At 36.9% G+C, this 26,408-nt stretch carries 28 protein-coding genes and 1 tRNA gene; 22 read left to right on the forward strand and 7 right to left on the reverse strand.

The window, feature by feature from the left end:
• Window positions 1-60: 60 nt before the first annotated feature.
• The 18 genes from Q2U82_RS00275 (at window position 61) to Q2U82_RS00360 (ending at window position 13,887) form a co-directional block, all read left to right on the forward strand.
• The gene (locus Q2U82_RS00275) at window positions 61-618 is read left to right on the forward strand and encodes an NADPH-dependent FMN reductase (protein WP_410007101.1); all 558 of its coding nucleotides are present in this window, start codon (window positions 61-63) and stop codon (window positions 616-618) included.
• 81 nt (window positions 619-699) lie between these two features.
• Window positions 700-1,080 carry a nuclear transport factor 2 family protein gene (locus tag Q2U82_RS00280; RefSeq protein WP_410005787.1) on the forward strand — a complete coding sequence of 127 codons (381 nt, stop codon included), beginning with the start codon at window positions 700-702 and terminating at the stop codon, window positions 1,078-1,080.
• Between the two features lie 102 nt (window positions 1,081-1,182).
• A complete protein-coding gene (locus Q2U82_RS00285) occupies window positions 1,183-2,118 on the forward strand; it encodes a ClpXP adapter SpxH family protein (protein WP_410005788.1) in 936 nt (311 codons plus the stop codon).
• A gap of 23 nt (window positions 2,119-2,141) precedes the next feature.
• Complete coding sequence (locus Q2U82_RS00290; protein WP_410005789.1) at window positions 2,142-2,720, forward strand: MliC family protein; 579 nt, start codon at window positions 2,142-2,144, stop codon at window positions 2,718-2,720.
• A gap of 99 nt (window positions 2,721-2,819) precedes the next feature.
• Window positions 2,820-3,881 carry a 2,3-butanediol dehydrogenase gene (locus Q2U82_RS00295; protein ID WP_410005790.1) on the forward strand — a complete coding sequence of 354 codons (1,062 nt, stop codon included), beginning with the start codon at window positions 2,820-2,822 and terminating at the stop codon, window positions 3,879-3,881.
• A gap of 126 nt (window positions 3,882-4,007) precedes the next feature.
• Window positions 4,008-4,454 (forward strand): DoxX family protein, encoded by a 447-nt coding sequence (locus Q2U82_RS00300; protein ID WP_410005791.1) that lies wholly within the window; start codon window positions 4,008-4,010, stop codon window positions 4,452-4,454.
• A 15-nt stretch (window positions 4,455-4,469) separates the two neighbouring features.
• A complete protein-coding gene (locus tag Q2U82_RS00305) occupies window positions 4,470-4,988 on the forward strand; it encodes a YceI family protein (protein ID WP_410005792.1) in 519 nt (172 codons plus the stop codon).
• A 71-nt stretch (window positions 4,989-5,059) separates the two neighbouring features.
• On the forward strand, window positions 5,060-5,989 hold the full coding sequence (locus tag Q2U82_RS00310) for a DUF5996 family protein (RefSeq protein WP_410005793.1): 930 nt from the start codon (window positions 5,060-5,062) through the stop codon (window positions 5,987-5,989).
• A 43-nt stretch (window positions 5,990-6,032) separates the two neighbouring features.
• On the forward strand, window positions 6,033-6,317 hold the full coding sequence (locus tag Q2U82_RS00315) for a GNAT family N-acetyltransferase (protein WP_410005794.1): 285 nt from the start codon (window positions 6,033-6,035) through the stop codon (window positions 6,315-6,317).
• A gap of 32 nt (window positions 6,318-6,349) precedes the next feature.
• On the forward strand, window positions 6,350-7,069 hold the full coding sequence (locus Q2U82_RS00320; protein ID WP_410005795.1) for a pirin family protein: 720 nt from the start codon (window positions 6,350-6,352) through the stop codon (window positions 7,067-7,069).
• A 93-nt stretch (window positions 7,070-7,162) separates the two neighbouring features.
• The gene (locus Q2U82_RS00325) at window positions 7,163-8,047 is read left to right on the forward strand and encodes a pirin family protein (RefSeq protein ID WP_410005796.1); all 885 of its coding nucleotides are present in this window, start codon (window positions 7,163-7,165) and stop codon (window positions 8,045-8,047) included.
• Between the two features lie 363 nt (window positions 8,048-8,410).
• Window positions 8,411-8,493, forward strand: a tRNA-Leu gene (locus Q2U82_RS00330).
• Between the two features lie 141 nt (window positions 8,494-8,634).
• Complete coding sequence (locus Q2U82_RS00335) at window positions 8,635-9,537, forward strand: MerR family transcriptional regulator (RefSeq protein ID WP_410005797.1); 903 nt, start codon at window positions 8,635-8,637, stop codon at window positions 9,535-9,537.
• A gap of 120 nt (window positions 9,538-9,657) precedes the next feature.
• Complete coding sequence (locus Q2U82_RS00340) at window positions 9,658-11,121, forward strand: phytoene desaturase family protein (protein ID WP_410005798.1); 1,464 nt, start codon at window positions 9,658-9,660, stop codon at window positions 11,119-11,121.
• Window positions 11,118-11,960, forward strand: coding sequence for a phytoene/squalene synthase family protein (locus Q2U82_RS00345; RefSeq protein WP_410005799.1), 843 nt, complete (start codon window positions 11,118-11,120; stop codon window positions 11,958-11,960). Before Q2U82_RS00340 ends, Q2U82_RS00345 begins: the two co-directional genes overlap by 4 nt.
• A 65-nt stretch (window positions 11,961-12,025) precedes the next feature.
• A complete protein-coding gene (locus Q2U82_RS00350) occupies window positions 12,026-12,475 on the forward strand; it encodes a beta-carotene hydroxylase (protein WP_410005800.1) in 450 nt (149 codons plus the stop codon).
• Window positions 12,476-12,478: 3 nt separating this feature from the next.
• Entirely contained in the window at window positions 12,479-13,183 is a 705-nt protein-coding gene (locus Q2U82_RS00355; RefSeq protein WP_410005801.1) for a lycopene cyclase domain-containing protein, read from the forward strand.
• A 119-nt stretch (window positions 13,184-13,302) separates the two neighbouring features.
• The gene (locus tag Q2U82_RS00360) at window positions 13,303-13,887 is read left to right on the forward strand and encodes an SET domain-containing protein (RefSeq protein ID WP_410005802.1); all 585 of its coding nucleotides are present in this window, start codon (window positions 13,303-13,305) and stop codon (window positions 13,885-13,887) included.
• Window positions 13,888-13,898: 11 nt separating this feature from the next.
• Here the strand turns inward: Q2U82_RS00360 and Q2U82_RS00365 are convergent, their stop codons facing one another.
• The 6 genes from Q2U82_RS00365 to Q2U82_RS00390 form a co-directional block, all read right to left on the reverse strand.
• On the reverse strand, window positions 13,899-14,459 hold the full coding sequence (locus Q2U82_RS00365; RefSeq protein ID WP_410005803.1) for a TlpA family protein disulfide reductase: 561 nt from the start codon (window positions 14,457-14,459) through the stop codon (window positions 13,899-13,901).
• A 68-nt stretch (window positions 14,460-14,527) separates the two neighbouring features.
• Window positions 14,528-16,792, reverse strand: coding sequence for an aconitate hydratase (locus Q2U82_RS00370; protein WP_410005804.1), 2,265 nt, complete (start codon window positions 16,790-16,792; stop codon window positions 14,528-14,530).
• Between the two features lie 213 nt (window positions 16,793-17,005).
• On the reverse strand, window positions 17,006-17,959 hold the full coding sequence (locus tag Q2U82_RS00375) for an AAA family ATPase (RefSeq protein WP_410005805.1): 954 nt from the start codon (window positions 17,957-17,959) through the stop codon (window positions 17,006-17,008).
• An 11-nt stretch (window positions 17,960-17,970) separates the two neighbouring features.
• A complete protein-coding gene (locus Q2U82_RS00380) occupies window positions 17,971-19,443 on the reverse strand; it encodes a peptidylprolyl isomerase (RefSeq protein WP_410005806.1) in 1,473 nt (490 codons plus the stop codon).
• Window positions 19,400-20,260, reverse strand: coding sequence for a peptidyl-prolyl cis-trans isomerase (locus Q2U82_RS00385; RefSeq protein WP_410005807.1), 861 nt, complete (start codon window positions 20,258-20,260; stop codon window positions 19,400-19,402). Before Q2U82_RS00385 ends, Q2U82_RS00380 begins: the two co-directional genes overlap by 44 nt.
• Window positions 20,257-22,215, reverse strand: a complete 1,959-nt coding sequence (locus tag Q2U82_RS00390) for a peptidylprolyl isomerase (RefSeq protein ID WP_410005808.1) — start codon at window positions 22,213-22,215, stop codon at window positions 20,257-20,259. Before Q2U82_RS00390 ends, Q2U82_RS00385 begins: the two co-directional genes overlap by 4 nt.
• Before the next feature lie 239 nt (window positions 22,216-22,454).
• On the opposite strand from Q2U82_RS00390, the gene Q2U82_RS00395 reads away from it, so the two are divergent.
• The 4 genes from Q2U82_RS00395 to Q2U82_RS00410 all read left to right on the forward strand — a co-directional run bounded on the left by Q2U82_RS00395 (window position 22,455) and on the right by Q2U82_RS00410 (window position 24,370).
• Window positions 22,455-22,697: a hypothetical protein gene (locus Q2U82_RS00395; RefSeq protein ID WP_410005809.1), complete on the forward strand. Its 243-nt coding sequence runs from the start codon at window positions 22,455-22,457 to the stop codon at window positions 22,695-22,697.
• The gene (locus tag Q2U82_RS00400; protein WP_410005810.1) at window positions 22,694-23,137 is read left to right on the forward strand and encodes a DinB family protein; all 444 of its coding nucleotides are present in this window, start codon (window positions 22,694-22,696) and stop codon (window positions 23,135-23,137) included. The genes Q2U82_RS00395 and Q2U82_RS00400 overlap by 4 nt, the downstream gene beginning before the upstream one ends.
• A 67-nt stretch (window positions 23,138-23,204) precedes the next feature.
• A complete protein-coding gene (locus Q2U82_RS00405; RefSeq protein WP_410005811.1) occupies window positions 23,205-23,711 on the forward strand; it encodes an OmpH family outer membrane protein in 507 nt (168 codons plus the stop codon).
• Between the two features lie 116 nt (window positions 23,712-23,827).
• Window positions 23,828-24,370: a hypothetical protein gene (locus Q2U82_RS00410; protein WP_410005812.1), complete on the forward strand. Its 543-nt coding sequence runs from the start codon at window positions 23,828-23,830 to the stop codon at window positions 24,368-24,370.
• 478 nt (window positions 24,371-24,848) lie between these two features.
• Here the strand turns inward: Q2U82_RS00410 and guaB are convergent, their stop codons facing one another.
• A complete protein-coding gene (gene guaB, locus Q2U82_RS00415) occupies window positions 24,849-26,321 on the reverse strand; it encodes an IMP dehydrogenase (RefSeq protein ID WP_410005813.1) in 1,473 nt (490 codons plus the stop codon).
• Window positions 26,322-26,408 lie beyond the last annotated feature (87 nt).

The following is a 26,408-nucleotide window of genomic DNA, read 5'->3' on the forward strand; positions in this document are numbered from 1 at the left end:
AGAAGATAGCGATAAAGCCGTATTCTGGGTGGTTATTTTAGTTAATCTCAATACAAAAAAATTATGAAAAAGTACAAAATTGCAGTTATCGTAGGAAGTCTTCGCAAAGAATCCTTTAACCTCAAAACAGCTAATGCTATGATGGCGATGGCGCCGGAATCTTTATCTATGGAGCTCTTGGACATATCGGGACTGCCCTGGTTCAATGAAGACTTGGAGGAAAATCCACCAAAGGAATGGGTCGATTTACGAAAGGAAATTAAAGCTGCAGACGGTCTTTTGTTTTTTACACCAGAATACAACCGCTCTGTACCGGGAGTTTTAAAAAATGCTATTGATGTAGGTTCCCGACCTTATGGAAAAAATTCATGGGATGGAAAACCGGCAGCTATTGTTAGCGTTTCTATTGGTGCAATTAGCGGTTTTGGTGCAAATCACCACTTGAGACAGTCACTAACTTTCGTAAATGTACCTGCCATGGCCCAACCAGAAGCTTACCTTGGAGGAGCCGCAGATCTGTTTGACGATAAAGGCAAACTTATCAACGCCTCTACTAAAGACTTCTTAAAGAGTTTTATGGGGGCTTTTGAAAAATGGGTACACACAATTGCGAAGTAATAGTGTAATTAAATATTTTTATGGAGATTTCTTCACAGCTTATATTTAAACGTATATAACCAACAACTAAATTTTATAAAAATGAAAAATCCAGCAAAATCGGTAGTAGAAAAAATGTTTTCCGCATTTAGTAGTGGCGATGTAGAAAAATTTGTAGCAACGGTTTCAGAAGATACTGTATGGATTTATCACGGAACGCAAATTATTCCGGCAGGAACTTTTGAAAAAAAAGAAGGTGTAAGAACCTTCTTTATCAACATTATGGAAAGAACCGAAATCATAAACTTTGAACCTCAACAATATATAGTTGAAGGGAATATGGTTGTGGTAATAGGTCGAGAACATCAAAAAGTAAAACGTTCCGGAAGGGAACTAAAGCAAAAATGGGTTCAGATATACACCGTTGAAAACGATCTGATAACAAAAATGGAGGAATTTGCAACTTCGGAAGAAGTAAAATAGAACAACTGACGTAAGACGGTAAAACTTATGATAGCAGACTTAAGTCATAAAACCCTACAACTTGTGCTCAACTTCCTCTAAGAGGGAACTAAAACAAAAAATATGAAAAACGAAACCTTAAAAAACAATCCGCTTTTATGCGATATAGAAACCGGAATGTGCGAAACTACCGGTGAAACAATTGATAGTACAACTAACAACAAAGTGCAATCAACAAAAAAATCCGTAAAGCTAATTTATTATACAGACCCCATTTGCTCCTCGTGCTGGGGCATAGAACCGCAACTCCGCAAACTGAAACTGGAATACGGCGATGCCATTGAAATAGACTACAGAATGGGCGGTCTTTTGCCCGATTGGAGCTATAACAGCGGCGGCATCGGTAAACCTTCGGACGTCGCCTCACATTGGGACGAAGTGAGCGTCCATTACGATATGCCCATCGACGGAGACCTGTGGCTGGAAGATCCTTTGGATTCCTCCTATCCCCCATCAATCGCCTTTAAGGCCGCACAAATGCAGGATGGGGAAAAAGCCATGCTGTTTCTTCGGGAAATGCGGGAAATGGTTTTTCTGAAAAAGAAAAATATCGCCAAATGGGAACATTTGGCAACTGCCGCCAAAAAGGTAAACCTCGACGTAGCGCAGTTGAAAACCGATTTTGAAGGCGAAGCAAAGAAACTTTTTGAAGAAGATTTGAAGCTCGGAAGGGAACTTGGCGTACGAGGATTTCCAACCATTTTTGTTGTAGATGATGCCGGAAATAAGGAAATCATTTACGGAACCAGACCATATGCTTTTTATGAAATGGCTATTTTAAAATTGAGTCCCGATGCCAAAAAGAGCGAATACCGCAAAGATTGGGAGACCCTTTTCTCAAAATACCCGACCCTCACGGCTAAAGAGTTTTCCGAACTTTCGGGCAATCCAAGAACTGAAAGTGAAAGAATGCTGAATGAACTTTCCGATAACGGAAAATTGGAAAAATTCACCACAAAAAATGGTTCAATATGGACTGTTAAAAACAATAATCAATAACCCTCAAATTTATTCAAAAAAAAATGAAAAAGACATTTCTAACAATCACAGTCATAACTGCTTTATTTTTTACCTCTTGCAAAGACAATGCAAATAAAGACAATCTTGAAAATACAACCACTGAAACAGTTGACAATACTGCTGATGATATAGTTACCGCAACTTCAACGAACGTAGATGGCCAAGTAATGCATATGACCTTCAATAATACAAAAGGGACAGCCTCGGTTACTTTTAATGGTGAAACAATTGATTTGAACCAAGAAAGAGCCGGTTCTGGAATTTGGTATAAAAATGACACATATGAACTTCGGGGTAAAGGCAATGACATCCAGCTTAAAAAAGATGGAAACGTGATTTTTGAACATAAAGACGATATGGTAAACACCGAAGCAAAAAACGCAAAGGGCGATGTGCTCACAATGACCTTCAATAACACCGAAGGAACCGTAAAAGCTTTCTTAAACGGTGGCGAACAAATAGATTTAACCCAGAAAAAAGCGGCTTCGGGAATTTGGTACGCTAATGATACTTATGAATTAAGAGGAAAAGGTGACAATTATACGTTGACCAAAGACGGAAAAACAGTGTTTGAAAATTAAGAACTGTTTGGTAAGTGAGAAAATCGTCTTTTTCGAAATAAAATTCTGTTTTCGAAAAAGACGATATCAAACAAATTTATTAATGAAAAAAAAGGAATTATGGAGAAGATGAAAGCAGCTCGCTGGTACGCAGCGAAAGATATTAGAGTAGAGGAAACTAAAATTCCAACTCCCAACGACAATCAGGTAAAGATTGCAGTAAAATTCACCGGAATATGTGGGTCTGATTTGCATGAATACACCCACGGCCCACAGTTGATTCCGGTTGACGAACCTTATCCGCTAAATGGGCACCAGGGCACAACAACCTTGGGTCACGAATTTTCTGGCGTTGTGGAAGAAGTGGGCAAAAACGTAAAAAACATCAAAAAAGGCGATCGCGTAACCGTGGAGCCGATTTTCAGAAACCCTGAGAGTCCATTTATTCCCACGGGAGAATACAACTTGTCCGAACCTTTAGGATTTGTTGGACTTACAGCCAATGGTGCTTTTGCCAAATATGTGGTGGTAGAGGACTACATGGTACACAAAATGCCCGATTCAATGACCTTTGAGCAGGGCGCAATTGTGGAACCCGCCGCCGTGGCCGCCTACGCAGTACATCGCAGTGGAATGAAAATGGGAGACACCGTTTTTATTGTGGGAGCAGGTCCTATCGGTCTGTTAACGGTTCAGGTAGCCGTTGCTACAGGGGCTTCGCAAATTTTTGTGAGCGACCTTTCAGAAAATAGATTGAAAAAGGCGAAAGAAGTGGGCGCCACCCATACTTTTGACGCTCGCCAGAAAGACATTCCCCAAAAAATTAAGGAATTGACCGGCAATGGTGTTGATATCTTTATTGATGCAGCCGGCGTACAAGCGTCTTTTGACAATGGCATAAATAGCCTCCGAAATGGTGGAACGGCGGTGTTGGTCGCACTTTTCGGTAGAAAAGTGACCCACGACGCCCTAAACCAAACCTTAAGGGAATTGACCATACTAGGCACTGCCGCCTATCGCAACATTTTTCCCCAGACTATTGCCTTAATCAGCAGCGGAAGACTTCCTGTGGAAAAACTCATTACCCGCGTGATTTCTTTAGACGAAATCGTAGAAAAAGGTTTTGAGACACTCACCAAAGATCCTTCCGAAGTAAAGATATTGGTAGATTTGGAAAAATAAATACAGTTATAAAGCCGCTTGGATACCTTAATGGTTGATAGGCGGCTTTCTTATCATACATCAATGTATAGGAGTTTTTCACGGTGTAGATTTGTATCAAATTAAAATCTATAGCTTTAAATACAAATGAAACAAATCACCAAAAACATCCTGCATCCGGGCAACTATTCTAAAAACATTGACATAGTGCTTCTAATTTTACGTGTAACAGTAGGTATTTTTATGCTCACTCACGGTTTAGGTAAACTTCAATCATTATTGGGAAGCGCGCCCATTCAGTTTCTGGACCCTCTAGGTGTGGGTGAAACTGCATCGCTGGCCTTAACCGTTTTTGCAGAAGTATTTTGTTCGCTGCTGCTAATTATCGGCCTTGGCACACGCCTGGTCGCCATTCCATTGCTCTTTACAATGATGGTTGCAACCTTGGTCATCCATATAAATGATGGGTTTGGAAGGCAAGAGTTACCTCTTTTGTACGCGGTAATATACATTGCCATAGCAACAATTGGAGCTGGCAAGTATTCAATGGATTACTTGTTATTGAAAAGCAAAATAACTAATACGAACAAATAATTAAAACTTAAAAAAATGGAAAACAAAACAAATTGGTCAGTAGACACCGCACATTCTGAAATCGAATTCAAAGTTAAGCACATGATGATTTCAACAGTAACCGGAAGTTTTAGCGATTTTGACGCCTCTATCGAAGCGGCTGATGATAGCTTTAAAAATGCTAAATTCCGCTTTAGCGCAAAAATTGATTCTATCAGCACAAAAAATAAGGATAGGGACACGCATTTAAAGTCGGATGATTTTTTCAATGCGGAAAAATTCCCAAAACTCACTTTTGAATCAAAATCATTTGACGGTGAGAAAATGGTCGGCGATATGACTATAAGAGACGTAACCAAGGAAATTACACTTGACGTAGATTTTAATGGAATAGCCGTGGACCCTTACGGGCAGACCAAAGCTGGTTTTGAGGCTACTGGAACCATTAACCGAAAAGATTTCAACCTAAACTGGAACGCAGTAACCGAGGCTGGCAGTATTGTGGTAAGCGACAAGGTAAGATTGATTGCCAATCTTCAGTTTATCAAACAATAATTTCTTCCGAAGGTAAAATCGAAAGATTAAACACGGTCGATTATTTTAAACAACTTCCAAACCAAAACAGTATGCAAAATCAAATTCAATTGCCAAGCCTTCATTATAAAGGAAATGAAGAAAAGAAAATGACCCTGCACTTGTTTTTGCAGATTATGGGAAAGGTTCGTTTAAAATTGACGCCGCGAAAAAACCACTGGTGGTACATTACGGAATATATCGGTACCACTGGGTTTACCACGGGCCCCATTCCCTTTAAATCAGGAACGGAACAATTTGATATTACCTTAAATGTGAAGAAACACCAACTGGAAGTGGACACAAGCGAAGGCCAATCGGAACATTTTCCGCTTAACAATATGCTTACCGTTGCTGACTTTTATCAAAATCTCATGAAGATGTTGAAAAAGGTGAATGTTTCCGTATCCATTGTCGATTTACCGTTTGATTTGGATATCGACAAACCTTTTGATGAAATCACCGAATACCATCACTATGACGAAGATTACACCCACAAGCTATGGAAAACTATGCTTTGGATCAGTAATGTCTTTAAAGAATTCAGTGGACGCTTTTACGGCAAAACCTGTCCCGTCCATCTTTATTGGCACTCTTTAGACTTGGTGGTAACGCGATTTTCCGGAAACGAAGCCCCACCAATGCCCGCAGACGCGAGAATTTCAGATAAAGATGCATACTCGCACGAATGTATAAGTTTTGGATTTTGGGCAGGCGACGAAAATGTACCCGAACCCGCTTTCTATTCCTATACATTCCCTGCACCGGATGGTTTGGAGAAAGAAACCATAAAACCTACATCGGCACAATGGATTGACAACAATGGCAGCCCCATGGCGCTTCTAAAATACAAGGATTTAGTGAGCACTGATGACCCCAGAGAGGAATTGCTATCGTTTTTGGAATCTACGTATCTCGCGGGTGCCAAAAAGGCGAACTGGGATATTGAAAAACTCAAGGTTCCAGATCTCAAGGAAATGTAATTGCGTATTCAACATTTTCATTAACTTAAAAACACAGATAATTATGACTAAAATAGAACGCGAAGACAACGGAAAGAAAGGACGCTTTGTAATTTATGAAAACGATGAATTTGCCGGTGAAATGACCTTTACCTGGGCCGGTAAGAATAAATTCATAATTGACCATACGGGCGTTGAGGAAGCGTTTGGCGGAAAAGGCCTTGCCAAGCAATTGGTAATGGCCGGCGTAGATTACGCACGGAAGCACGATTTAAAGATTATCCCACTCTGCCCTTATGCAAAGAAAACTTTCGATAGGGATGATAGCCTTTCTGACGTACTTGCATAGAGCAGACTTCAAAAACAATTAATAAAAAAATCATGAAAACCATTTATCATAAAGCAGACAGCAGAGGCCACGCCAATCACGGCTGGTTAGATTCCTATCACACCTTTAGCTTTGCTAATTATTACAATCCGGAACGTATGAACTTCAGCGTATTGCGCGTCCTGAATGACGATACGGTATCAGCAAATATGGGGTTTGGTACCCATCCGCATAAAGACATGGAAATTGTTTCCATTCCCTTGGAAGGCGATTTAAAGCACAAGGACAATATGGGCAACGAAACCATCATAAAAGCTGGCGACATCCAAGTTATGAGCGCCGGCACCGGGGTTATGCATTCCGAATACAATAACGACCCCGAGAAGCCTGTAAAGTTTCTGCAGATTTGGGTTATTCCAAACAAGATGAATGTGACGCCCCGTTATGGGCAAATAACTGTCGCAGATAATGCAGCACAAAACGATTTTCAACAGATCGTATCACCCAATAAAGATGATGATGGAGTTTGGATACATCAAGATGCGTGGTTTCATTTGGCAAAATTTGAAAAGGGTATTTCGAAGGAATACTCCCTGAAAAAGGAAGGAAATGGCGTGTATGTTTTTATACTTGAGGGGAAGGCGAAAATTGGCGAGCAAATTCTGGAAAGAAGAGACGGTCTGGGCATCAGCAATACCAATTCATTCAAAATTGAAGCGCTTGAAAATACTGAAATACTTTTAATGGAAGTGCCCCTGTCACTACCCCAATAATCATTAAAAAGGTTACTTTCGCTAAAGAGGAATTTGTGAATATTACTTCCCTCCTATAAAAAGCAGAAAATGTCAAAATAAATTTCATCCATTATGTCAAACATCAAACTGATAATAGAAGAAAGAGCCGCCAACATCGGGAAATTTATGGTGGGGCGTTTATTGCCGTTCCGTCAAAAAAGAATGGTGGGGCCGTTTATTTATATAGATCATATGGGGCCCGTTAAATTAACTGAACGGGAAAATTTTGATGTATGGCCGCATCCGCACATTGGTCTTTCTACCCTCACTTTTTTATTTGAGGGAAGCATTATGCACCGCGACACCCTTGGCAACCAAGTGGAAATAAAACCCGGCGCGGTAAACTGGATGACGGCGGGCAAAGGTATTGTCCATTCCGAACGCACCCCCGAATATCTCAGACTTTCAAAATTGCATATGCACGGCCTGCAAATCTGGGTAGCACTGCCAAAACATTTGGAGGAAATGGAACCGCAGTTTTCACATATTGAAGCACAGGAAATTCCCAGTTGGACCGCGGATGATCTTCAATTTAAACTCGTTGCTGGCGAAGCTTTCGGAAGAAAATCCCCAGTACCGGTTTTCAGCAAACTGTTTATGATTGAAATAAAAAGCAAAACCCGAAAAGTCGTAAATATCGGCGATGCCCTTTATGGAGAATCGGGCCTTTATATTTTGGAAGGCGGTATTGAAAGCGAAGGAAATGTCTATGAGCCAAAACAACTGTTAGTAGCAAAAGACACCACACTTTGTGAGTTTATAATTCAAGAAAACAGCACCATTTATATTTTTGGCGGCGAACCTTTTGCCGAAGAACGCTTTATAGACTGGAATTTCGTTTCTTCGAGCAAGGATCGGATTGAGGAAGCAAAAGAGAAATGGAAAGCACAACAGTTTCCTAAAATTGAAGGAGATGAAATTGACTTTATACCCTATCCATCATTCAACAACAAATAATAGTTTACATTCATCCCTGCCAATTTTACCTTTGTGGGTATTGTAAATGTATTAAAAAGCTAAGACATTTGTTCGTAATATTTAATGTACCACACGTAGCTTTTATATTCTTGGTGTATGTGGAATCTAAAATTTTAATTTCGAAAAAAATGAAAACCAATTAGATTCAAATTACATATATTTGCCCCACGAAAGCACTATTTGACGTATTGATAATAAAAAGAGTTCACCAATAATCAAGTGAGCTTAAGAAATAGCAGATGGATTTGCTTTTGATTGAATTTTAAGATACTTGCTTTAAAGTCTGGCAAGATCACAAAAAGTTAAACGTTGCGTTTAACTTTTTTATTTTAAAGCACTTACACCCGGGTGCTGGAATTGGTAGACAGGCATGGTTGAGGGCCATGTGTCCTTAGGGCGTGTGGGTTCAAGTCCCATCCCGGGTACTTTTTCAAAATGTTAGGTCTTTCATATTTAAATTTTTATAATGAAACCTAAATGTTTTATCTGTTTAGAGTTTCTACTCTTTTTCTAAACAATCTCACTTCTTTTTATTACTTTCACATATAAAATTAAACTAATCTTCAATGGTCAAAACTCAATTTGGCATTAAGGACCTAGAAAATCTTTCAAATGTAAAAGCCCATACCTTAAGGATTTGGGAGAAACGTTATAATCTTCTTGAACCGGACCGCACAGATACAAACATTAGAAAGTACGATATTGAAAACCTTAAAAAGTTATTGAATGTTGCATACCTCTATAATGCAGGATATAAAATTTCAAAAATTGCAAGCTTAGATTCAACTCAAATTCAAGAGCTGATTAAAAAAAATATTAATGGGGTCGATTCTGAGTATTTGGGCAATGTTTTTAAATCTGCAATGTTTGAATTTGATGGGGATTTGTTTGACACTACGCTTGAAAAAGTTTTAGAAAAAAAATCCTTTCGCGAAGTTTTTTCAGAAATATTTGTGCCATTGCTAAATGAAATGGGCATTCTCTGGCATTCGGGAACCATAGACCCAAGTCACGAGCATTTTATTTCAGAAAAAATAAAGCATTCTATAATTGAACATTCGGCCAAAAATAAAAAAAGTGCTTTCGAAAATGACACTCCCTTATTTACACTTTATCTTCCCTACAAAGAAATTCACGAAATTGGTTTGCTGTATGCAAATTACGAACTTATTTCGGCTGGTTTTAAAACAGTATTCTTAGGGGCAAATGTACCTTTGGAAAGTTTGAAACATTTACTTAAAACCAAAACGAAAGTTATTTTTGTAACTTATTTCACAGTACTTCCAGAAAATGACAATCTTGAAGGATATCTCAATGATTTTCAAAATGAGATATACGCTAAAAGCCCTTGCGAACTCTGGGTCTTAGGTCGTAAAGCCGAGAAAAATATAAAAAAAGCAAAAAATATTACTCTTTTCAAAGACCTTAAACAATTTACAAATCACTTAGAAAGCCTTAAAAAAGATTGATTTTCGTTTCTTTTTAAGTGAATTATTTATCTCCTAAAGGTTCATGTATTATTAAATAAAACCCAAAATTTACATTCAATTTCTTTTTTGTTTAATTAAATTGTAAATTTGTTAAACAATATGAAAAAAATTACTGTTATTGGTTCTGGTTTTTCATCGCTTGCCGCTTCGTGTTATCTAGCACAAGCGGGATATAATGTAACTATATACGAAAAAAACAAAACCATTGGTGGGCGTGCGCGTCAATTTAAAAAAGACGGTTTCACGTTTGATATGGGCCCAACGTGGTATTGGATGCCAGATGTTTTTGAACGATTTTTTACAGATTTTGGAAAAGTTCCTTCAGATTTTTATGAATTAGAAAAATTGAATCCTGCTTACAGCGTGTATTTTGGAATCGATGACTATATTACTATTGAAGACACATTAGAAAAAATTAGCGAAGCATTTGAAAAAGAGGAACCTGGAAGTTCCATAAAGCTTAAAAAGTTTATGGCGTTGGCAATGGACAATTATAACATCGCTATTAAAGATTTGGTGTATCGTCCAGGAGTTTCGCCCATGGAACTTGTTACGGTTACAACAATGCGCAAAATTGGACAGTTTTTCAGCACCGTTAGTAAAGAAGTGCGTAGTGAATTTAAAAACCCAAAGCTTGTTTCAATTTTAGAGTTTCCTGTTTTGTTTTTAGGTGCAAAGCCATCCAAAACACCTGCTTTTTATAACTTTATGAATTATGCAGATTTTGGACTTGGAACATTTCATCCTAAAAAAGGAATGTATTCAGTAGTTCAGGCTATGAAAATCCTTGCTGGAAATCTTGGTGTTACCATAAAAACAGAGCAAAATGTTGAAAAGATAACTGTTGAAAATGGAAAAGCTACTTGTTTAATTGTAAATGGAGAAAGAGTTGAAACTGATCTTGTTTTAAGCGGTGCTGATTACCATCACACAGAGACACTTTTAGATAAAAAATATAGACAATATTCTGAAAACTATTGGCAAAAGAAAACCTTTGCTCCTTCTGCCCTACTTTTTTATGTAGGCTTCAATAAGAAAATCGAAAACGTGAATCACCACACTTTGTTTTTTGATGTTGATTTTGAAAAACATTCCCAACAGATATATGACACAGCTCAATGGCCAGAAGAACCACTTTTTTATGCCAGTTTTCCTTCCAAAACCGATGCAAGTGTTTCGCCAAAAGGAAAAGAAGCTGGGATTTTCCTTATTCCCCTTGCTCCCGGTTTGGACGATATTCCAGAAATACGGGAGGAATATTTTGAAAAAATAATGGACCGGTTTGAAGAAATAACCAACCAAGAGGTGAAAAATTACGTTATATTTAAAGAGTCCTTCTGTATAAATGATTTCGTTTCCGACTATAACAGTTATAAAGGAAACGCATACGGACTGGCCAACACCCTATTGCAAACGGCATTTTTAAGGCCAAAGTTAAAAAGTGGGAAAGTGAAAAATCTATTTTTTACGGGGCAGTTTACCGTTCCTGGCCCTGGAGTACCTCCCGCATTAATTTCAGGAAAATTAGTAGCTGGTTTAATTGAAAAAGAACAAAGAAATTGAAAGAACTTTTTGACATACTATCTGAATCCTGCAGCAAAAAAGTTACTAAAACTTATAGCACATCCTTTTCATTGGCCACTAGAATGTTAGGTCCTGCAATCCGACAGGATATCTATAATATTTATGGCTTCGTTCGTTTTGCAGATGAAATTGTGGATTCATTTCACGATTACAAAAAGGAAATTCTTTTTAACCGCTTTGAAAATTCCTTAGATGAAGCTTTAACGGATCGGATAAGCCTTAACCCTATTCTAAATTCATTTCAAAAAACAGTTTATAAATATAATATTGATAAGGAGTTAATTAATGCTTTTATGGATAGCATGCGGTTAGACCTAACAAAAAGTACATATTACACAGCCCAAGAGTTCAACGACTATATTTACGGATCTGCAGATGTTGTGGGGCTAATGTGCTTAAAAGTATTTGTTAAAGGTGATGCTGAAAAATATGAACAACTAAAAGAGCCAGCTATGAATTTGGGCTCTGCTTTTCAAAAAGTGAATTTTCTTAGAGATTTAAAAGAAGATTTCGAAAATTTAAGCCGAACTTATTTTCCAAACACAAATTTAGATGCTCTGGATGAAGTATCGAAAGCAAAAATAATTGAAGAAATTGAAGTAAACTTTAACCTTGGATATCAAGGTATCTTGCAGTTACCCCACGATTCAAAACTCGGTGTTTTTGTGGCATACAGATATTATAGACGCTTACTGAAAAAACTTCAGCAAACTCCCGCCACCGAAATTAAAAATGCGCGTATTCGTGTTCCAAATATTGAAAAAATTGGGCTTTTAACACGTAGCTACGTAAAATATCAATTAAATTTGGTTAAATAATTTTCAGGGAATTGTTTCCCAAAATTCTAATCAACAATCCCCGAATTACAAATTAAGAAGTAATAATGACAACGGTTTTTTGGATATTAATTTTCATTACAACATTCTGCTTTATGGAGTTTATGGCGTGGTTTACCCATAAATATATTATGCACGGCTTCCTGTGGAAATTGCACAAAGACCATCACCATAAAGATCATGGAAGTTGGTGGGAGCGCAACGATTACTTTTTCCTTTTCTATGCCTTGGTGAGCATTAGTTGTTTTGTGGGTTGGAGCTATTATGGCTTTTGGGCTGGACTCCCCATTGGTTTAGGAATTTTCGCCTATGGACTAGCCTATTTTTTTGTGCACGATATTTTTATCCATCAGCGCTTCAAAATGTTCAGAAATGCCAATAATTGGTATGCACGTGGAATTAGAAGAGCCCACAAAATACATCACAAACATTTAGGAAAAGATAAGGGAGAATGCTTTGGAATGCTGTTTCCGCCATTGAAATATTTTAAAAAATAAATTATGTGGCATCTGTATTTTTTGTTGGACTTTGCCTCGCTAAGTATCCCTTTTCTTTTTAGTTTTCATCCAAAATTAAAATTTTATAAACTTTGGAAATACTTCTTTCCAGCCACATTTATAATGATGGCCTTTTTTATTCCTTGGGATATTATTTTTACACAAAACGGGTATTGGGGTTTTAATGAAAAATACCTTTCTGGCATAAAATTAGGAAACCTTCCTTTAGAAGAATGGCTCTTTTTTATATGTATCCCGTACGCTTGTCTTTTTACAATTTATGCTTTTAAAAATTTACTTCCGAAGTTTTCATTTTCAAACAAAACCACGGAAATCTTTTATTTTTCACTCCAAACTCTCCTAATTGCTACTTTACTGTATTTTTACGATCTGTGTTATACAGCGGTAAATTTCGGCTACGCAATAGTATTGCTCGCCTTGGTTTATAATTACAAACGCGAAGCTTTAAACATTTTCTTTCCAATATTCCTCATTCTTTTGGTTCCCTTTTTTATTGTGAACGGATTTCTAACCGGAAGTTGGATTCACGAACAAGTGGTATGGTATAACGACGCAGAAAACCTCGGAATAAAAATAGGAACTGTACCAATTGAAGATAGCATTTATGCGTTAAGCATGCTCCTAACTGTTTTTGTTTTGATGGAAAAATTCAGAGAAAAATATCCTTCCAAATCATTCGAAATTTGAAATTATTTACTGAAAAATTCGGCAAATTAACAGCTATAAAAATTCATATGCAATAGGTTTGAAAATGTAAATCAATTGAGATTTTGCATTACATTTAATCCTAAAAATTACAATTGTTTATGATACATCCTAAAACTGAACTAAAATTTATAAGCAACGAAATTGGATACGGTGTTGTTGCTACAGAATTTATACCCGCTGGAACCATAACGTGGGCTTTAGATGATTTGGACCGTGAATTTACTCCTTCCAAGTTAAAGAGAATGAACCCGCTATACCAAAACATTTTAGAAACCTATTGCTATAGAAACAATAAAGGTAATTTCGTTCTCTGTTGGGATTATGGCAGATATGTAAACCACAGTTTTAAAAGTAATTGCATATCTACTGCCTATGATTTTGAAATTGCAATTCGAGACATTCAACCAGGGGAAGAACTTACTGACGATTATGGTTATTTAAATGTTTCCGAACCTTTTAAAGGTATTGACGAAGGCACAAGACGCAAAACTGTATATCCAGATGATCTTTTAAATCATTCTGAATTTTGGGACAAAAAACTAATTAAAAAATTTCCAAGTATTATTAAAGTAGAACAACCTCTAAAATCTTTAATAACACCAAAATTGTGGAATGAAATTACTGCTATTGCGGAAGGAAAAAAAGAAATGAAGTCAATAAAGGAAAATTACTATCCCGGTTAATTTTCATCAGATTATTTACTGAGCAGTTGCTCCAGCAACGCTCGCATTTTTTTGCTGTTCCAGTCTGCAGCGCCTTCTTCATCAACAACAATTTCCCCTGTTTTTGAAATTACATAGGTGGTGGGCAAAGCTTGGGATTGTAATTGTTTTGGCGCTTCATAAGATTGAAGAAAGATGGGCAAGGAATAACCATTTTTCGCCATAAAACTTATAATCTTTTCTGGTTTTTCTGAAGTAACAAAATAGAAATCTACCTTATCGCCATACGCATCATATAATTTTTGGAAGGAAGGCATCTCTGCAACGCAGGGCGGGCACCAAGTAGCCCAAAAATTTACAATAATTACTTTACCTTCTGATTGTGAAAAATTTATTTCTTCTGAATTTATTTTTTGCAAATTCCAATTGTAATCTTGAAGTATTTCCCGCTCTTCTTCAGCCTTTTCCGAAGGTGAAAAAGAAATGAGCCTTTGCACAAAAACCTGAATTGGCATTCGGGTTTGTGGAAAAATAAGCAATGCCAAAAATCCAAAAAATAAAATGTTGCTCCAGTTTTTCTTCAAGAATTCCATAATTTTTTTTGGATATAAAAAAACCTGACAGGCTTTGAAAACCTATCAGGTTTAGATAAATAAATAATTTAAGCGTTCTGCTTCTTAATCAAATTTAAAGCTGAACCTTCTCGGTACCATTTTATTTGTGCATCGTTATAGGTGTGGTTCACTTTGATGGTGTCTTTGCTACCATCTTTATGCACGATTTCAAGAGTTAACGGTTTGTTTTCAGAGAAATCCGCAATATCTACAAAGTTGAAAGTATCATCTTCTTGGATCAAATCGTAATCTGCTTCGTTAGCAAACGTCAAGCCTAACATTCCTTGCTTTTTCAGGTTTGTTTCGTGGATTCGTGCAAATGATTTCACCAAAACTGCAGCAACTCCCAAAAATCTTGGCTGCATAGCTGCATGCTCACGAGAAGAGCCTTCACCATAGTTATGGTCGCCCACAACAATGGTTTTTATTCCTTTGGCTTTATATTCGCGTTGCACATTTGGCACACCGCCATATTCCCCAGTAAATTGGTTTTTTACAAAATTTGTCTTTTTATTAAAAGCATTTACGGCGCCAATCAAAGTATTATTAGCAATGTTATCCAAATGTCCACGATAGCGCAACCAAGGTCCAGCCATAGAGATGTGGTCTGTGGTACATTTTCCGAAAGCTTTAATCAATAATTTTACACCTTGTAATTCAGAATCTTTTATAGGTTGGAATGGCTCCAATAATTGAAGGCGTTCGCTGTCTTTTGCAACTTTAACTTCTACCGAGCTTCCGTCTTCTTTTGGAGCTAAATAACCGTTATCATCTACTTCAAAACCTTTTGGAGGAAGTTCCAAACCAACAGGCACGTCTAATTTTACTTCTTGACCGTCCTCATTTAATAAAGTATCATTCATTGGGTCGAAATCTAAACGGCCAGAGATTGCGATTGCAGCTACCATTTCTGGAGATCCCACAAAAGCATGCGTGTTTGGGTTTCCATCGGCACGTTTTGAAAAGTTTCTGTTGAAAGAATGTACTATAGTATTCTTTTCATCACCTTTTCTATCACTTCGATCCCACTGCCCAATGCAAGGCCCACAAGCATTTGTGAATATTGTAGCGCCCAGTTTTTCGAAAACATCCAACAAACCGTCACGTTCAGCAGTAAAACGAATTTGCTCTGAACCAGGGTTTATTCCGAAATCACTTTTTGGTTTTAATTTTTTATCGACTGCTTGTTGTGCGATAGATGCTGCTCTAGATAAATCTTCATAGGAAGAGTTTGTACAAGAACCTATTAGCCCCCAATCTACTTTTATTGGCCAATCGTTTTTCTTTGCCTTTTCACCCAATTGACCAACAGGAGTTGCCAAATCTGGAGTAAAAGGTCCATTTAAATGTGGGCGCAAAGTAGAAAGGTCTATTTCAATTACTTGATCGAAATATTTTTCAGGATTTGCATAAACTTCATCATCACCTGTTAAATAAGGTCTAATTTTATTTGCTTCATCAGCAATATCTGCACGGTCTGTTGCGCGAAGAAAACGCTCCATAGCATCATCATACCCAAAGGTTGAAGTGGTTGCGCCAATTTCGGCACCCATATTACAGATGGTTCCTTTTCCGGTACAGGAAAGATTTTTTGCGCCCGGACCGAAATATTCAACAATAGCTCCAGTTCCACCTTTTACGGTCAGGATTCCAGCTACTTTCAAAATAACATCTTTGGAAGCTGTCCAGCCATTAAGTTCGCCAGTTAATTTAACACCAATCAATTTTGGAAATTTCAATTCCCAAGCCATACCCGCCATTACATCAACAGCATCTGCTCCGCCGACACCAATGGCGACCATCCCCAATCCGCCAGCATTTACAGTGTGGCTATCTGTGCCAATCATCATTCCTCCAGGGAAAGCATAATTCTCTAAAACTACTTGGTGAATAATTCCAGCTCCCGGTTTCCAAAACCCGATTCCGTATTTATTTGAAACAGATTCAAGGAAGTCAAAAACTTCGTTGCTAGTTTCATTTGCACGTTTCAAATCTTGAACAGCGCCTTGTTTGGCTTGTATTAAGTGATCACAATGTACAGTGGTTGGCACTGCAACTGTTTTCTTTCCAGCTTGCATAAATTGCAAAAGTGCCATTTGAGCAGTTGCATCTTGGCACGCAATTCTATCTGGAGCAAAATCTACATAATCCTTTCCGCGCTGGAATGCTTTATTTGGACTGCCGTCCCAAAGGTGTGAGTATAATATTTTTTCAGAAAGTGTAAGTGGTTTTCCCGTAATTTCACGTGCTTTATCAACACGTTCTGCCATTTGGGCATAAACCTTTTTAATCATATCAATGTCAAAAGCCATAGTTGTATTTTTTGTTGATTGCGAAATTACAAAATTTCAGAATAATTAAAAACTATTTAATAAAATTGCTTATTCAGTGAATATATTTCACTAAATATTAAATATTATTGAATATAATTATTGATTTAGTAATTTTAGATAGGTAATATTAAGAATTTCAAAATATTACAAGTTGAAGATTTGTGAATTTTCAATAGAAACAATGAAGATTATTTAATATAAACTTTTAATAATCTCCTCAATACTTAATCCTTCAGCTTCAGCTTTGTAGTTTTTAATCAATCGGTGTCTTAAAATCCCGATTGCGGCTTTTTGAACATCTTCAATATCCGGAGAGAATTTACCGTGAAGTGCAGCATGTGATTTTGCTGCCAGAATTAAATTCTGTGAAGCTCTTGGGCCAGCGCCCCAATCAATGTAGTTTTTCACAGTTTCGGTAGCTGTAGAGCTATTAGGCCGTGTTTTTCCTACCAAGGTAACTGCGTACTCAACAACGTTATCTGCTACAGGAATTCTTCGGATTAACTGTTGAAAATCGATAATTTCTTGTGCGGTAAAAAGTGCGTTTACTTTTTGGGTTTCGCCTGCGGTTGTTTGCTTAACCACTTCAACCTCTTCTGAAAAAGAAGGATATTCAAGATTTATGGCAAACATAAAACGGTCCAACTGCGCTTCAGGCAATGGATAGGTTCCCTCCTGCTCTATTGGGTTTTGCGTGGCAAGTACAAAATATGGTAAATCCAATTTATAATGATGTCCAGCAACAGTTACGGCGCGTTCCTGCATGGCTTCCAAAAGTGCAGCTTGGGTTTTTGGGGGGGTTCGGTTAATCTCGTCTGCAAGAATGATATTCGCGAAAATTGGACCTTTTATAAATTTGAATTCACGATCCTTATCTAAAATTTCTGAACCCAAGATATCGCTGGGCATCAAATCTGGAGTAAACTGTATTCTTTTAAATTTCAAGCCAAGAGCTTCCGCAACAGTATTTACCAACAAGGTTTTTGCTAGCCCAGGGACACCAATCAGCAAAGCATGACCTCCTGAAAAGATGGCAAGCAACACTTGCTCAACCACTTCATCTTGACCTACAATTACTTTTTTAATTTCCTGCCGAAGGGCATTGTATTTTGAAACCAGTTGCGTTACCGCTGCTACGTCTGACATATTTTTCTCTATTATTTTTTCATCCAATTACCGGCAAAATCGCAATCTTGGTAGTCTTGGTTGATGCTAATATAGGTATCTTTTATTTTCTCGTTCTGCCACTTGTTGATTACCTTGATCTGTTTTTCGCGAAGCGCCAACTGTTTGATTCTTTCAAAATCCTTAGCATAATCAGCTTTGTGCTCAGGGTATTTTTTGGTAACGGTAAGTATTTTTAAACTACTTTTTCCTGTACGATCTCTGTCAGTAAAAACTTTTGAAACTTCGCCTTCCTTCAGGTTATAAACCTGTGCGCTTAGAGTTGGATCCATCTTTGTAAGATCAAATTTGGTGTCAAAAGTAATCGGGTTTATCAATTGCCCTCCATTATTACGTGTTTCTTTGTCGTCAGAATTTTCTCGGGCTGCTTCCGCAAACGTGATTTCCCCTGCTTCAATTTTAGATTTTATATCTTCTATTTTTTTCTGAGCCTCATCAATTGATTGCTGTGAAACTTCGGGAAACATCAAAATATGTCTTACATCAACTTCTTGTCCACGGATTTTTTCAACATAAAGAATATGGTACCCGAATTCAGTTTCAAAAGGTTCACTGATTTCTCCTTCCAAAAGTGAAAATGCCTGATCCTTAAATTCCTTCGCCCAAGGTGAATCTCTTTTTACGCCAGTGTAAAGACCTCCTTTAGAAGCAGAGCCTGGATCCTTGGAATATAAAACTGCTTTTGTAGAAAAACTGGCACCATTGTCAATGATATCTGCACGCATTGCATTTAGTTTTGCTATTACCTCATCAACTGCCTGTTGTGATATTTCAGGATCGACCACTATCTGGGAAATCTCTATTTCAGCGCTAAAAACTGGGCGTTCTTCTTCAGGGATTGAAAAGAAAAATGTTCTTACCTCTTCTGGGGTAACTTCTACTTTCTCAATCACTTTATCCTGCATCATACGGGCAAGTTTTATGCTTTTGTTGGCTTCAAAAAGTTCACTTCTCAATTGTGCAATATTGTCTTTCCTATAGTAAGCAGCAACTTTTTCCTCGCTACCAAGTTCACTTATCATATATTGCATCTGCTGGTCTATCATACCGTTGATTTCGGCATCTGGAACTAATATACTGTCTTGTTTTGCTTGATGTGCATAGAGTTTGTCCTCCATTAATTTGCCCATTAATTGGCAGCGGGTAATGTCTTCAATTGAAATTCCCTGAGATTGCATTTCAACGTATGCTTTGTCTATATCACTGTCCAAAATAACGTATTCCCCCACTACTGCGCTAACGCCTTCGGCTTTATACCTTTTGAAAGGCTTAAGGGTGTCTCGCTGCATTACTTGTTGCACCATTAGTGAATCATTGCTTTTCACAACACCTGTACTATCGGGCTCCAATACAATTTGGGCTTGGACTATTGCGGTTGAAAATAGCAATACCAATAAAAATTTATTCATTTTTATAGATTTCAAAATTATTTGTTTCAATAGCATCTTTTGTAATATCTGTTTCTAATTTTTTTATGAGTTCAAGCTTTCTTTTGTTCAGAATGATTTGTTTCAAAGTTGGCTTAATATAGGAAAAAGGTGCTGTATCATTGGGATTAAGCACGTTTTCAATTTTCACCAAATATACTCCTAATGAATCTTGCAATTGTGCAAAATTGGATTTTTTTAACACTTGCTCGTTATCGCCCTTTAACACTGGTAAGGTATTGAGCAAAACGTCTTTTTTGACCCAAACCGAATCATTGAAGTTTGAAGATATAAATTGATAATCCTGACTATTTAATGATTTCCTGTCTTTTTCGTTATAGCGATTCAGTTTTTCCTTTACAGATACCAGTCCGTCATAATTTAAGGGAAGCTGAACATAACGAAGCATTACGAGCATATCTCTTTGTTTGAAGTTTTCCCTATTTTCTTCATAATACTCTTTATACTCCTGTTCCGAAATCAGGCTATCCAACTGTTTACCGACTATTACATTTTTATAAGCCTCAGTAAGTAAGTCTGTTTTATATTCCTGAACCAGTTTGTCAAATTGTTCCAGTTTTTCAGCCGTTAGATTTATTTTTGCTTGATCAATAAGCAATTGCTGTGTTGCCCAACGGTTTATATAATTGTTTACAATGAGGGTGCTGTCTTCTGGCGAAGTATTTTCAGTAATTAATTTTGCAATATCTTCCTTATATAAATAACTGTCGTTCACACGTGCAATCACTTCTTCTTTTTCGGCGCCCTGCTTAAAATAATCACAGGAAACAAAAAAAGCAGTGCACAATGTTATATAAAGAAATTGCTTTATCACTTCAGTTGTTTCTTAACGTGTTTTAAAGTTTTCTTGTTTATATCTACTTTATACTTTGAATGTAAACTTTTCATCCAAGAAGCTTCAAGATCGTTTTGATAGTTGCTCAACACTTTTCCTTTTACGTCTTCTAACGATTTTGGTCCCGGTGCAATTATTTCTTTAATGTTTACAACAACAAACGAATCATTGCTTGGGTAAATTTTAGAAACTCCTTTATTGATTTCAATATTATTGGGAAGTTCACGTTGGTCAATTTCAAAAACACCAGGGGTAATAAGAACATTTACTTTATCACCTGTGTTCAGTGCGGCTTTAACTTCTTCTGCGGTTTTTCCTTCACCCAGCATTTTTTGGACTTGTTGCGCAAGAACTTCTGAAGTGGCTGCATAAATATCTGCGTCCACACGCTGTTTCCAATGGTAATTCTGCTTTGTTTTATTATAGTATTCCTGAATACCTATAGAATCATTTTTACCCTTTTGCCAGATATTTTTGTCCATTACATCAAAAATTAGAAGACCATCACGGTATTCGTTTAGGATGGCTGCGTAATCTTCATTTTCGTACTCAAGTCTTTCTTTGAAGTAATCTTTCAGTTCCTCGGTTTCAAATTCATCATAAAAATCTACCAATAGCGTTTCCTTAAGCTTGTATGGACGTGTGGTTTTTTGGCGTTCTTCTATATATTTTGCAAAATCTGAATAGGTTGATTTTTTATCGCCAATTACAAAAAGCGTTTTATCCTGATCTGCCGGTATTGGGGTCATAACCCATTTTCTCTTCAAAATATCATCGCCAAGGTAGGTGTCAAAAAACGGCAAATAGCTTTCTTCTTTTTTGAAACCGTATTTCTCCTTAATCTTTTTATTTGTAGCGCTGGTAACGATTTTAGAACGGTCGCCTTCGTTCACTTTTTTCTCAAGTTCTGGCTTTTGCTCCTCAAAAGTTTCCATTGGAAATTTTTCCTCCAAACGGAGAATGTGCCAACCAAAATCAGTTTTTACGGGCTTGCTTAAATCGCCAGGATTTTTAAGTGCGTAGGCCGCATCTTCAAACTCTGGAGCTCTGAGGTCACCTTTTGTGAAAGGTTTCAGTTTACCACCCATAATTGCAGAGTTTTTATCATCCGAAAATTGTTTTGCAAGACTTTCGAAATTCTCTCCTTGTTTAAGCATTGTATAAATTTCATTGATACGCTCTTCAGGGTTAAAGGTTCGCGCACCTTTTTTATCGGAAATCATAATATGCGATACGGAAATTTTTGGCATTCGCGCTCTTTTGTCGTTGACTTTCAAAATATGGTATCCAAAACTGGTGCGCACAATGTCTGAGATTTCGCCAACCTTTGTATTATAAGCAGTTGTTTCAAAAGGATATACCATATTGAATACTGTGAAATAGCCTAAATCGCCTCCAGTTTCTTTTGCTCCGGGCTCCTCAGAATAGGTTTTTGCCAGCTTTGAAAAATCTTCGCCCTTCAATGCTCTTTCGCGAATACCCTTTAACTTGTTGTAGGCTGCCAAAGTATCTTGCGGCAAAGCCTCATAATCAACACGGATTAAAATATGGGAAGCATTTATATCTTCTTTGCCACGTTCGTATGCTTCTTTGGCAAGCTCTTCAGCTACCTTGTCTTCAAAAAGATAATTTCTTGAAAGTTGGTCTCTGTACTTTGAAAACTCTTTTAAATAATTTTCTTCTTTGTCAAGCCCCTGTGCTTGGGCTTCAGCAATTTTCAATTTGTAGTCAATAAAAAGTTGAAGGTAACCATCTATATCTTTTTGTGATTCGTCCTGAACAAGATCTAGGTTTTTTTTGTAAACACGTTCAAATTCGCTAGCATAAACAGGCTTGCTGTCTATGGTCATTAATACTTCTTTTTTATTTTGTGAAAAAACGGTTGTGGCGCTAAAAAAGGCCAAAATGCATACGGTAAGAAAATTTTTCATCATTATTGAATATTTATTTTTAATGAAATAACGCGCTTATATTTAAGATTCAGCGGACAAAGGTGCAAAAATAGCAAAAAGGTACGGGAACTTACACCCCAAATGCAAACGAATTTAATATAAATATAGTGTTTCACCTTTTCAGAAATATTCTTAAATCCCGTAACTTGCAGACCCCAATAAAAGTATTTTATAAAGTATTTTTATTCAGATGAAGCAATTATCCCCAAAACTTAATATAAATGACTGAAAGAGTAAAACTTATATGGGATTTTCGAGGTCCGAATGCAAAATATATTGCTGAACACCACGCAAAACACCTTTCCGAATTTTCGGAAACAGAAAAATTAAACAACGCTTTTACAGGCCACGAAGAAATGACACCAATGCACCATATTGCATTTTTCGTAGTTGAAAAAAGCTTAATGAATACATTAAGGGAAACCTTGAAACCTACTCGTGGACAAATTTATGACGAACCATGAAAGCATTTTTTCAAGATACTTTTCAATATACGCACCAGTGCAACAAACAGCTAATTGAGGTGTTAATTAAACATCCCGAAACGTATTCAGAAAAAATAAGCCTGCTTGCCTGCCATACACTAAACGCCCACCACGTATGGAATCATCGTCTTCTTGGTATTGCTCCCGCCCTTAAGGTTTGGCAAGAATTGGAAATTGAAGATTTACATTTCATAAACAACGAAAATTTTGAGCAAAGTATGGAAATTCTTCAGAAAGAGAGTTTAAATAAAGCCATAAACTACACCAATAGCAAAGGGGAAAATTTTACCAATACTGTTAGCGAAATATTTTTTCACATTATCAATCACACCACTTATCACCGAGGACAACTAATGAGTCTTTTGAAAACCAAAGGAGTGGAACCTATTGTTACTGATTATATTTTTTACAAACGTTGAATGTAACTCCCTGTTTATTTGCGATATTTATAGTAATATTGCGCTCTGAATTATAAAAACAAACAAAATGAAATTTCTTAAAATTGCTGTATTTTTTATCGGTCTTTCAACCTTCGCCCAAGGAAAAGTTGGCGCTGTAGACATAGAGTATATTCTTTCTAAAATGCCTGAACTTACCGCTGTTCAAACCGAGCTTGAAAATTATGGAAAACAACTGGATTTAGACCTCAACAAAAAAGTGGATGCGTATAAAAAACTTGTAGAGGAATATAAACAAGGAGAACCAACCTTTACCGAGGAGCAGAAAAATGAAAAGCAAACCGCAATAATAAACCTGGAGAATGACATCCAGAAATTCCAACAGAACGGTGCTAAATTGATGGATATTAAGCAAACCGAAGCCCTTAAGCCACTTTATAAAAAAATAGGAGTAGCATTGGAAAAAGTGGCAAAAGCACAGAACTATACACAAGTGACCCAGACCACTCAGGATTTGGTTTATTTAGATCCGGAATATGACCTTACTGTTCCAATATTACTGGAGCTTGGCATTACTCTAACGGAGGAAGATTAAGAAAAATAATACAACTTTTCTTAAAAAAAAAAGACGTGAAGTTATTGGCTTCACGTCTTTTTTTAACCATACTTTTTAGAAATAGTTATATTTGAATAACTTCTCAAGTGCGTTTTATGAACCTTCTTAAAAGTTTTACAGAAAAAAATGACGGTCACTATACAGAAGAAAACATCAAAGAAGCCTTTTCGTCTATTGGTAAATTAATTTTTCAACCCAAAAGTGCATATTTTACAATTGGAGGGTCAAAAATCTCAGTTAATTTAAATGAAGTAGGCGGAGCAATTCCCACTTCGGAACGCTTTAGAATAACACTTCATTTAAGTAAAAAGGCTAATGGGAGATTAGAAATATACCCAGTTTCTTCTTGGGAAAGAATAATTCAAAGAGTTTTTCAATCAAAAAACATAACAATTAAAGAAGGTTATATATTTAAAAGCGACGAAAAAGTAGTTAAAAAAATTATTGAAGGGAATTCATTTTTTAGTAAACTCAAAAAAGAAAAGGTTTATATCCGTATTCCCAAGGAAAACACTTCAAAAATTATTCTTACTCCAACAAAAGGAATTGATACTGAAGCACAGTTTGAAAATTTTATCTCAATTTTAAAACATTTAGAAAGAAAAATTAATTCTAACGATGCACCAAGAGATTATTAAACAAATAAAAAATAATTATACTGGTGAAGTAACCGAATCCATTATCATAAATGGCAAAAATTATGCATTTAATTGTCAATGGAAAAAGCACATCCATATAATTTTCAGTCCGAAAAATTTATTAATTACAGAAACTAATTTTTCTGAAATTAAGAAGTTAGTGTTCACCAGTATTATTTTCCGTTCTCCGCAATACAGCTTAAGAGGAAATAAAACCATTTTGACAGAAAAGTTGCTTTCAAATCAATACACTCGTGCTTTGCTTTATTTTAGAGATTCAAAGATTACTTGTCAAAACAATCAAATTATATACTCCGCCAGATTGAGGAAAAAAGACAGTGCCCAACTGGAAACAATTATCAGTTATTTTAAAGAGTTGCTCAATTCCTTAAATTAAAAAAGCACTGGAGACCGCCAGTGCTTTTAAACAATAATATTTTTATAGCCGTTTTGCTTAAAGCTTTATAATTTTAAGCTTTTATCTACTATAATTCGGGGATTCTTTAGTAATAGTAACATCATGTGGATGACTCTCATTGATGCCCGAAGCTGTTATTTTAATAAAACGCCCGGTTTCTTTTAAAGTCTCAATATCCTTAGAGCCGCAATAACCCATTCCAGCTCGAAGACCGCCAATGAATTGGGTCATACTCTCCAGCAATTCCCCTTTATAGGGCACGCGTCCAACAATTCCCTCAGGAACAAGTTTTTTAATATCGTCTTCAACATCTTGAAAATAGCGATCTTTGGAACCTTGCTTCATTGCTTCCACAGAACCCATTCCTCTATATGATTTGTATTTTCTTCCTTCGTAAATAATGGTTTCCCCAGGAGATTCCTTTGTGCCAGCTAAAAGAGAGCCTAGCATCACACAATCAGCTCCAGCTGCAATAGCCTTAGGAATGTCACCAGTATATCTAATTCCACCATCTGCAATTACGGGAACACCACTTCCTTTTATGGCCGCCGCTACTTCCAACACAGCTGAAAATTGTGGAAAACCAACACCTGCAACCACTCTAGTAGTGCATATTGAACCTGGTCCAATTCCAACTTTTACGGCATCAGCACCAGCTTCAACCAAATATTTTGCGGCATCAGCTGTAGCGATATTACCTACTATTACATCTAATTCTGGAAATTTTTGTTTCACCTTTTTCAAAACTTCAACAACACCTTTTGTATGACCATGTGCGGTATCAATAATCACAGCGTCAATCTGAGCATTTACTAAGGCCTCGGCTCTTTCTACAGCATCAGCGGTTACACCAAGCGCGGCAGCAACGCGAAGCCTGCCGTATTTGTCCTTGTTGGCTATAGGTTTTTGGGTAAGTTTTGTAATATCTCTAAATGTAATAAGCCCCAAAAGTTTGCCGTCATCGCTAACCACTGGCAGTTTTTCAATTTTGTTTTTTTGAAGAATTATTTCAGCTTCCTTTAAAGAAGTGCCCTGTGCAACGGTAACTAAATTTTCTGAAGTCATAACTTCGCTCAAAGGTCTTTTCAAATCTTTTTCAAAACGAAGGTCACGGTTGGTTACAATCCCGATCAACTTTCCCGCATCATCAGTAATGGGGATTCCGCCAATGCTGTATTCCCGCATTGTTTTTTGGGCATCGCCCACCGTATTTCCTTTTTTCAAAGTTACCGGGTCTATGATCATTCCGCTTTCGGCACGTTTCACTTTTCTAACTTCGGCTGCTTGCTGCTCAATGCTCATATTCTTGTGAAGCACACCAATTCCGCCTTCGCGAGCTATAGCAATTGCCATGGCGCTTTCTGTAACAGTATCCATTGCTGCAGAAACAATGGGAACGTTCAATGTTATATTTCGTGAAAATTTTGTGGCGATGGAAACTTCGCGTGGTAAAACTTCAGAATAGGCAGGCACTAAAAGTACGTCATCGTATGTAAGGCCTTCCCCAAGAATTTTGTTATCGTGTGCGGTCATTGCAATTAAATTAACTTTCAAGAGCGAAAGTGGTTATGGATTAATTGCGTGCAAATGTACTACAAATTCTTTAGTAATATACTTTTC

Origin of the sequence: Aequorivita nionensis, assembly GCF_046352995.1 — a bacterium.
GTDB lineage: Bacteria > Bacteroidota > Bacteroidia > Flavobacteriales > Flavobacteriaceae > Aequorivita > Aequorivita nionensis.

What these genes read in the sequence shown, in the direction of transcription:
- Q2U82_RS00375 (WP_410005805.1), bottom strand. Translation starts at nt 17,959, where the DNA reads ATGTCAGACGTAGCAGCGGTAACGCAACTGGTTTCAAAATACAATGCC.
- guaB (WP_410005813.1), bottom strand. Translation starts at nt 26,321, where the DNA reads ATGACCGCACACGATAACAAAATTCTTGGGGAAGGCCTTACATACGAT.
- Q2U82_RS00380 (WP_410005806.1), bottom strand. Translation starts at nt 19,443, where the DNA reads ATGCTATTGAAACAAATAATTTTGAAATCTATAAAAATGAATAAATTT.
- Q2U82_RS00350 (WP_410005800.1), top strand. Translation starts at nt 12,026, where the DNA reads ATGACAACGGTTTTTTGGATATTAATTTTCATTACAACATTCTGCTTT.
- Q2U82_RS00305 (WP_410005792.1), top strand. Translation starts at nt 4,470, where the DNA reads ATGGAAAACAAAACAAATTGGTCAGTAGACACCGCACATTCTGAAATC.
- Q2U82_RS00335 (WP_410005797.1), top strand. Translation starts at nt 8,635, where the DNA reads ATGGTCAAAACTCAATTTGGCATTAAGGACCTAGAAAATCTTTCAAAT.
- Q2U82_RS00295 (WP_410005790.1), top strand. Translation starts at nt 2,820, where the DNA reads ATGGAGAAGATGAAAGCAGCTCGCTGGTACGCAGCGAAAGATATTAGA.
- Q2U82_RS00285 (WP_410005788.1), top strand. Translation starts at nt 1,183, where the DNA reads ATGAAAAACGAAACCTTAAAAAACAATCCGCTTTTATGCGATATAGAA.
- Q2U82_RS00360 (WP_410005802.1), top strand. Translation starts at nt 13,303, where the DNA reads ATGATACATCCTAAAACTGAACTAAAATTTATAAGCAACGAAATTGGA.
- Q2U82_RS00365 (WP_410005803.1), bottom strand. Translation starts at nt 14,459, where the DNA reads ATGGAATTCTTGAAGAAAAACTGGAGCAACATTTTATTTTTTGGATTT.
- Q2U82_RS00290 (WP_410005789.1), top strand. Translation starts at nt 2,142, where the DNA reads ATGAAAAAGACATTTCTAACAATCACAGTCATAACTGCTTTATTTTTT.
- Q2U82_RS00320 (WP_410005795.1), top strand. Translation starts at nt 6,350, where the DNA reads ATGAAAACCATTTATCATAAAGCAGACAGCAGAGGCCACGCCAATCAC.
- Q2U82_RS00315 (WP_410005794.1), top strand. Translation starts at nt 6,033, where the DNA reads ATGACTAAAATAGAACGCGAAGACAACGGAAAGAAAGGACGCTTTGTA.
- Q2U82_RS00370 (WP_410005804.1), bottom strand. Translation starts at nt 16,792, where the DNA reads ATGGCTTTTGACATTGATATGATTAAAAAGGTTTATGCCCAAATGGCA.
- Q2U82_RS00410 (WP_410005812.1), top strand. Translation starts at nt 23,828, where the DNA reads ATGAACCTTCTTAAAAGTTTTACAGAAAAAAATGACGGTCACTATACA.
- Q2U82_RS00390 (WP_410005808.1), bottom strand. Translation starts at nt 22,215, where the DNA reads ATGATGAAAAATTTTCTTACCGTATGCATTTTGGCCTTTTTTAGCGCC.
- Q2U82_RS00300 (WP_410005791.1), top strand. Translation starts at nt 4,008, where the DNA reads ATGAAACAAATCACCAAAAACATCCTGCATCCGGGCAACTATTCTAAA.
- Q2U82_RS00400 (WP_410005810.1), top strand. Translation starts at nt 22,694, where the DNA reads ATGAAAGCATTTTTTCAAGATACTTTTCAATATACGCACCAGTGCAAC.
- Q2U82_RS00340 (WP_410005798.1), top strand. Translation starts at nt 9,658, where the DNA reads ATGAAAAAAATTACTGTTATTGGTTCTGGTTTTTCATCGCTTGCCGCT.
- Q2U82_RS00405 (WP_410005811.1), top strand. Translation starts at nt 23,205, where the DNA reads ATGAAATTTCTTAAAATTGCTGTATTTTTTATCGGTCTTTCAACCTTC.
- Q2U82_RS00310 (WP_410005793.1), top strand. Translation starts at nt 5,060, where the DNA reads ATGCAAAATCAAATTCAATTGCCAAGCCTTCATTATAAAGGAAATGAA.
- Q2U82_RS00355 (WP_410005801.1), top strand. Translation starts at nt 12,479, where the DNA reads ATGTGGCATCTGTATTTTTTGTTGGACTTTGCCTCGCTAAGTATCCCT.
- Q2U82_RS00280 (WP_410005787.1), top strand. Translation starts at nt 700, where the DNA reads ATGAAAAATCCAGCAAAATCGGTAGTAGAAAAAATGTTTTCCGCATTT.
- Q2U82_RS00395 (WP_410005809.1), top strand. Translation starts at nt 22,455, where the DNA reads ATGACTGAAAGAGTAAAACTTATATGGGATTTTCGAGGTCCGAATGCA.
- Q2U82_RS00325 (WP_410005796.1), top strand. Translation starts at nt 7,163, where the DNA reads ATGTCAAACATCAAACTGATAATAGAAGAAAGAGCCGCCAACATCGGG.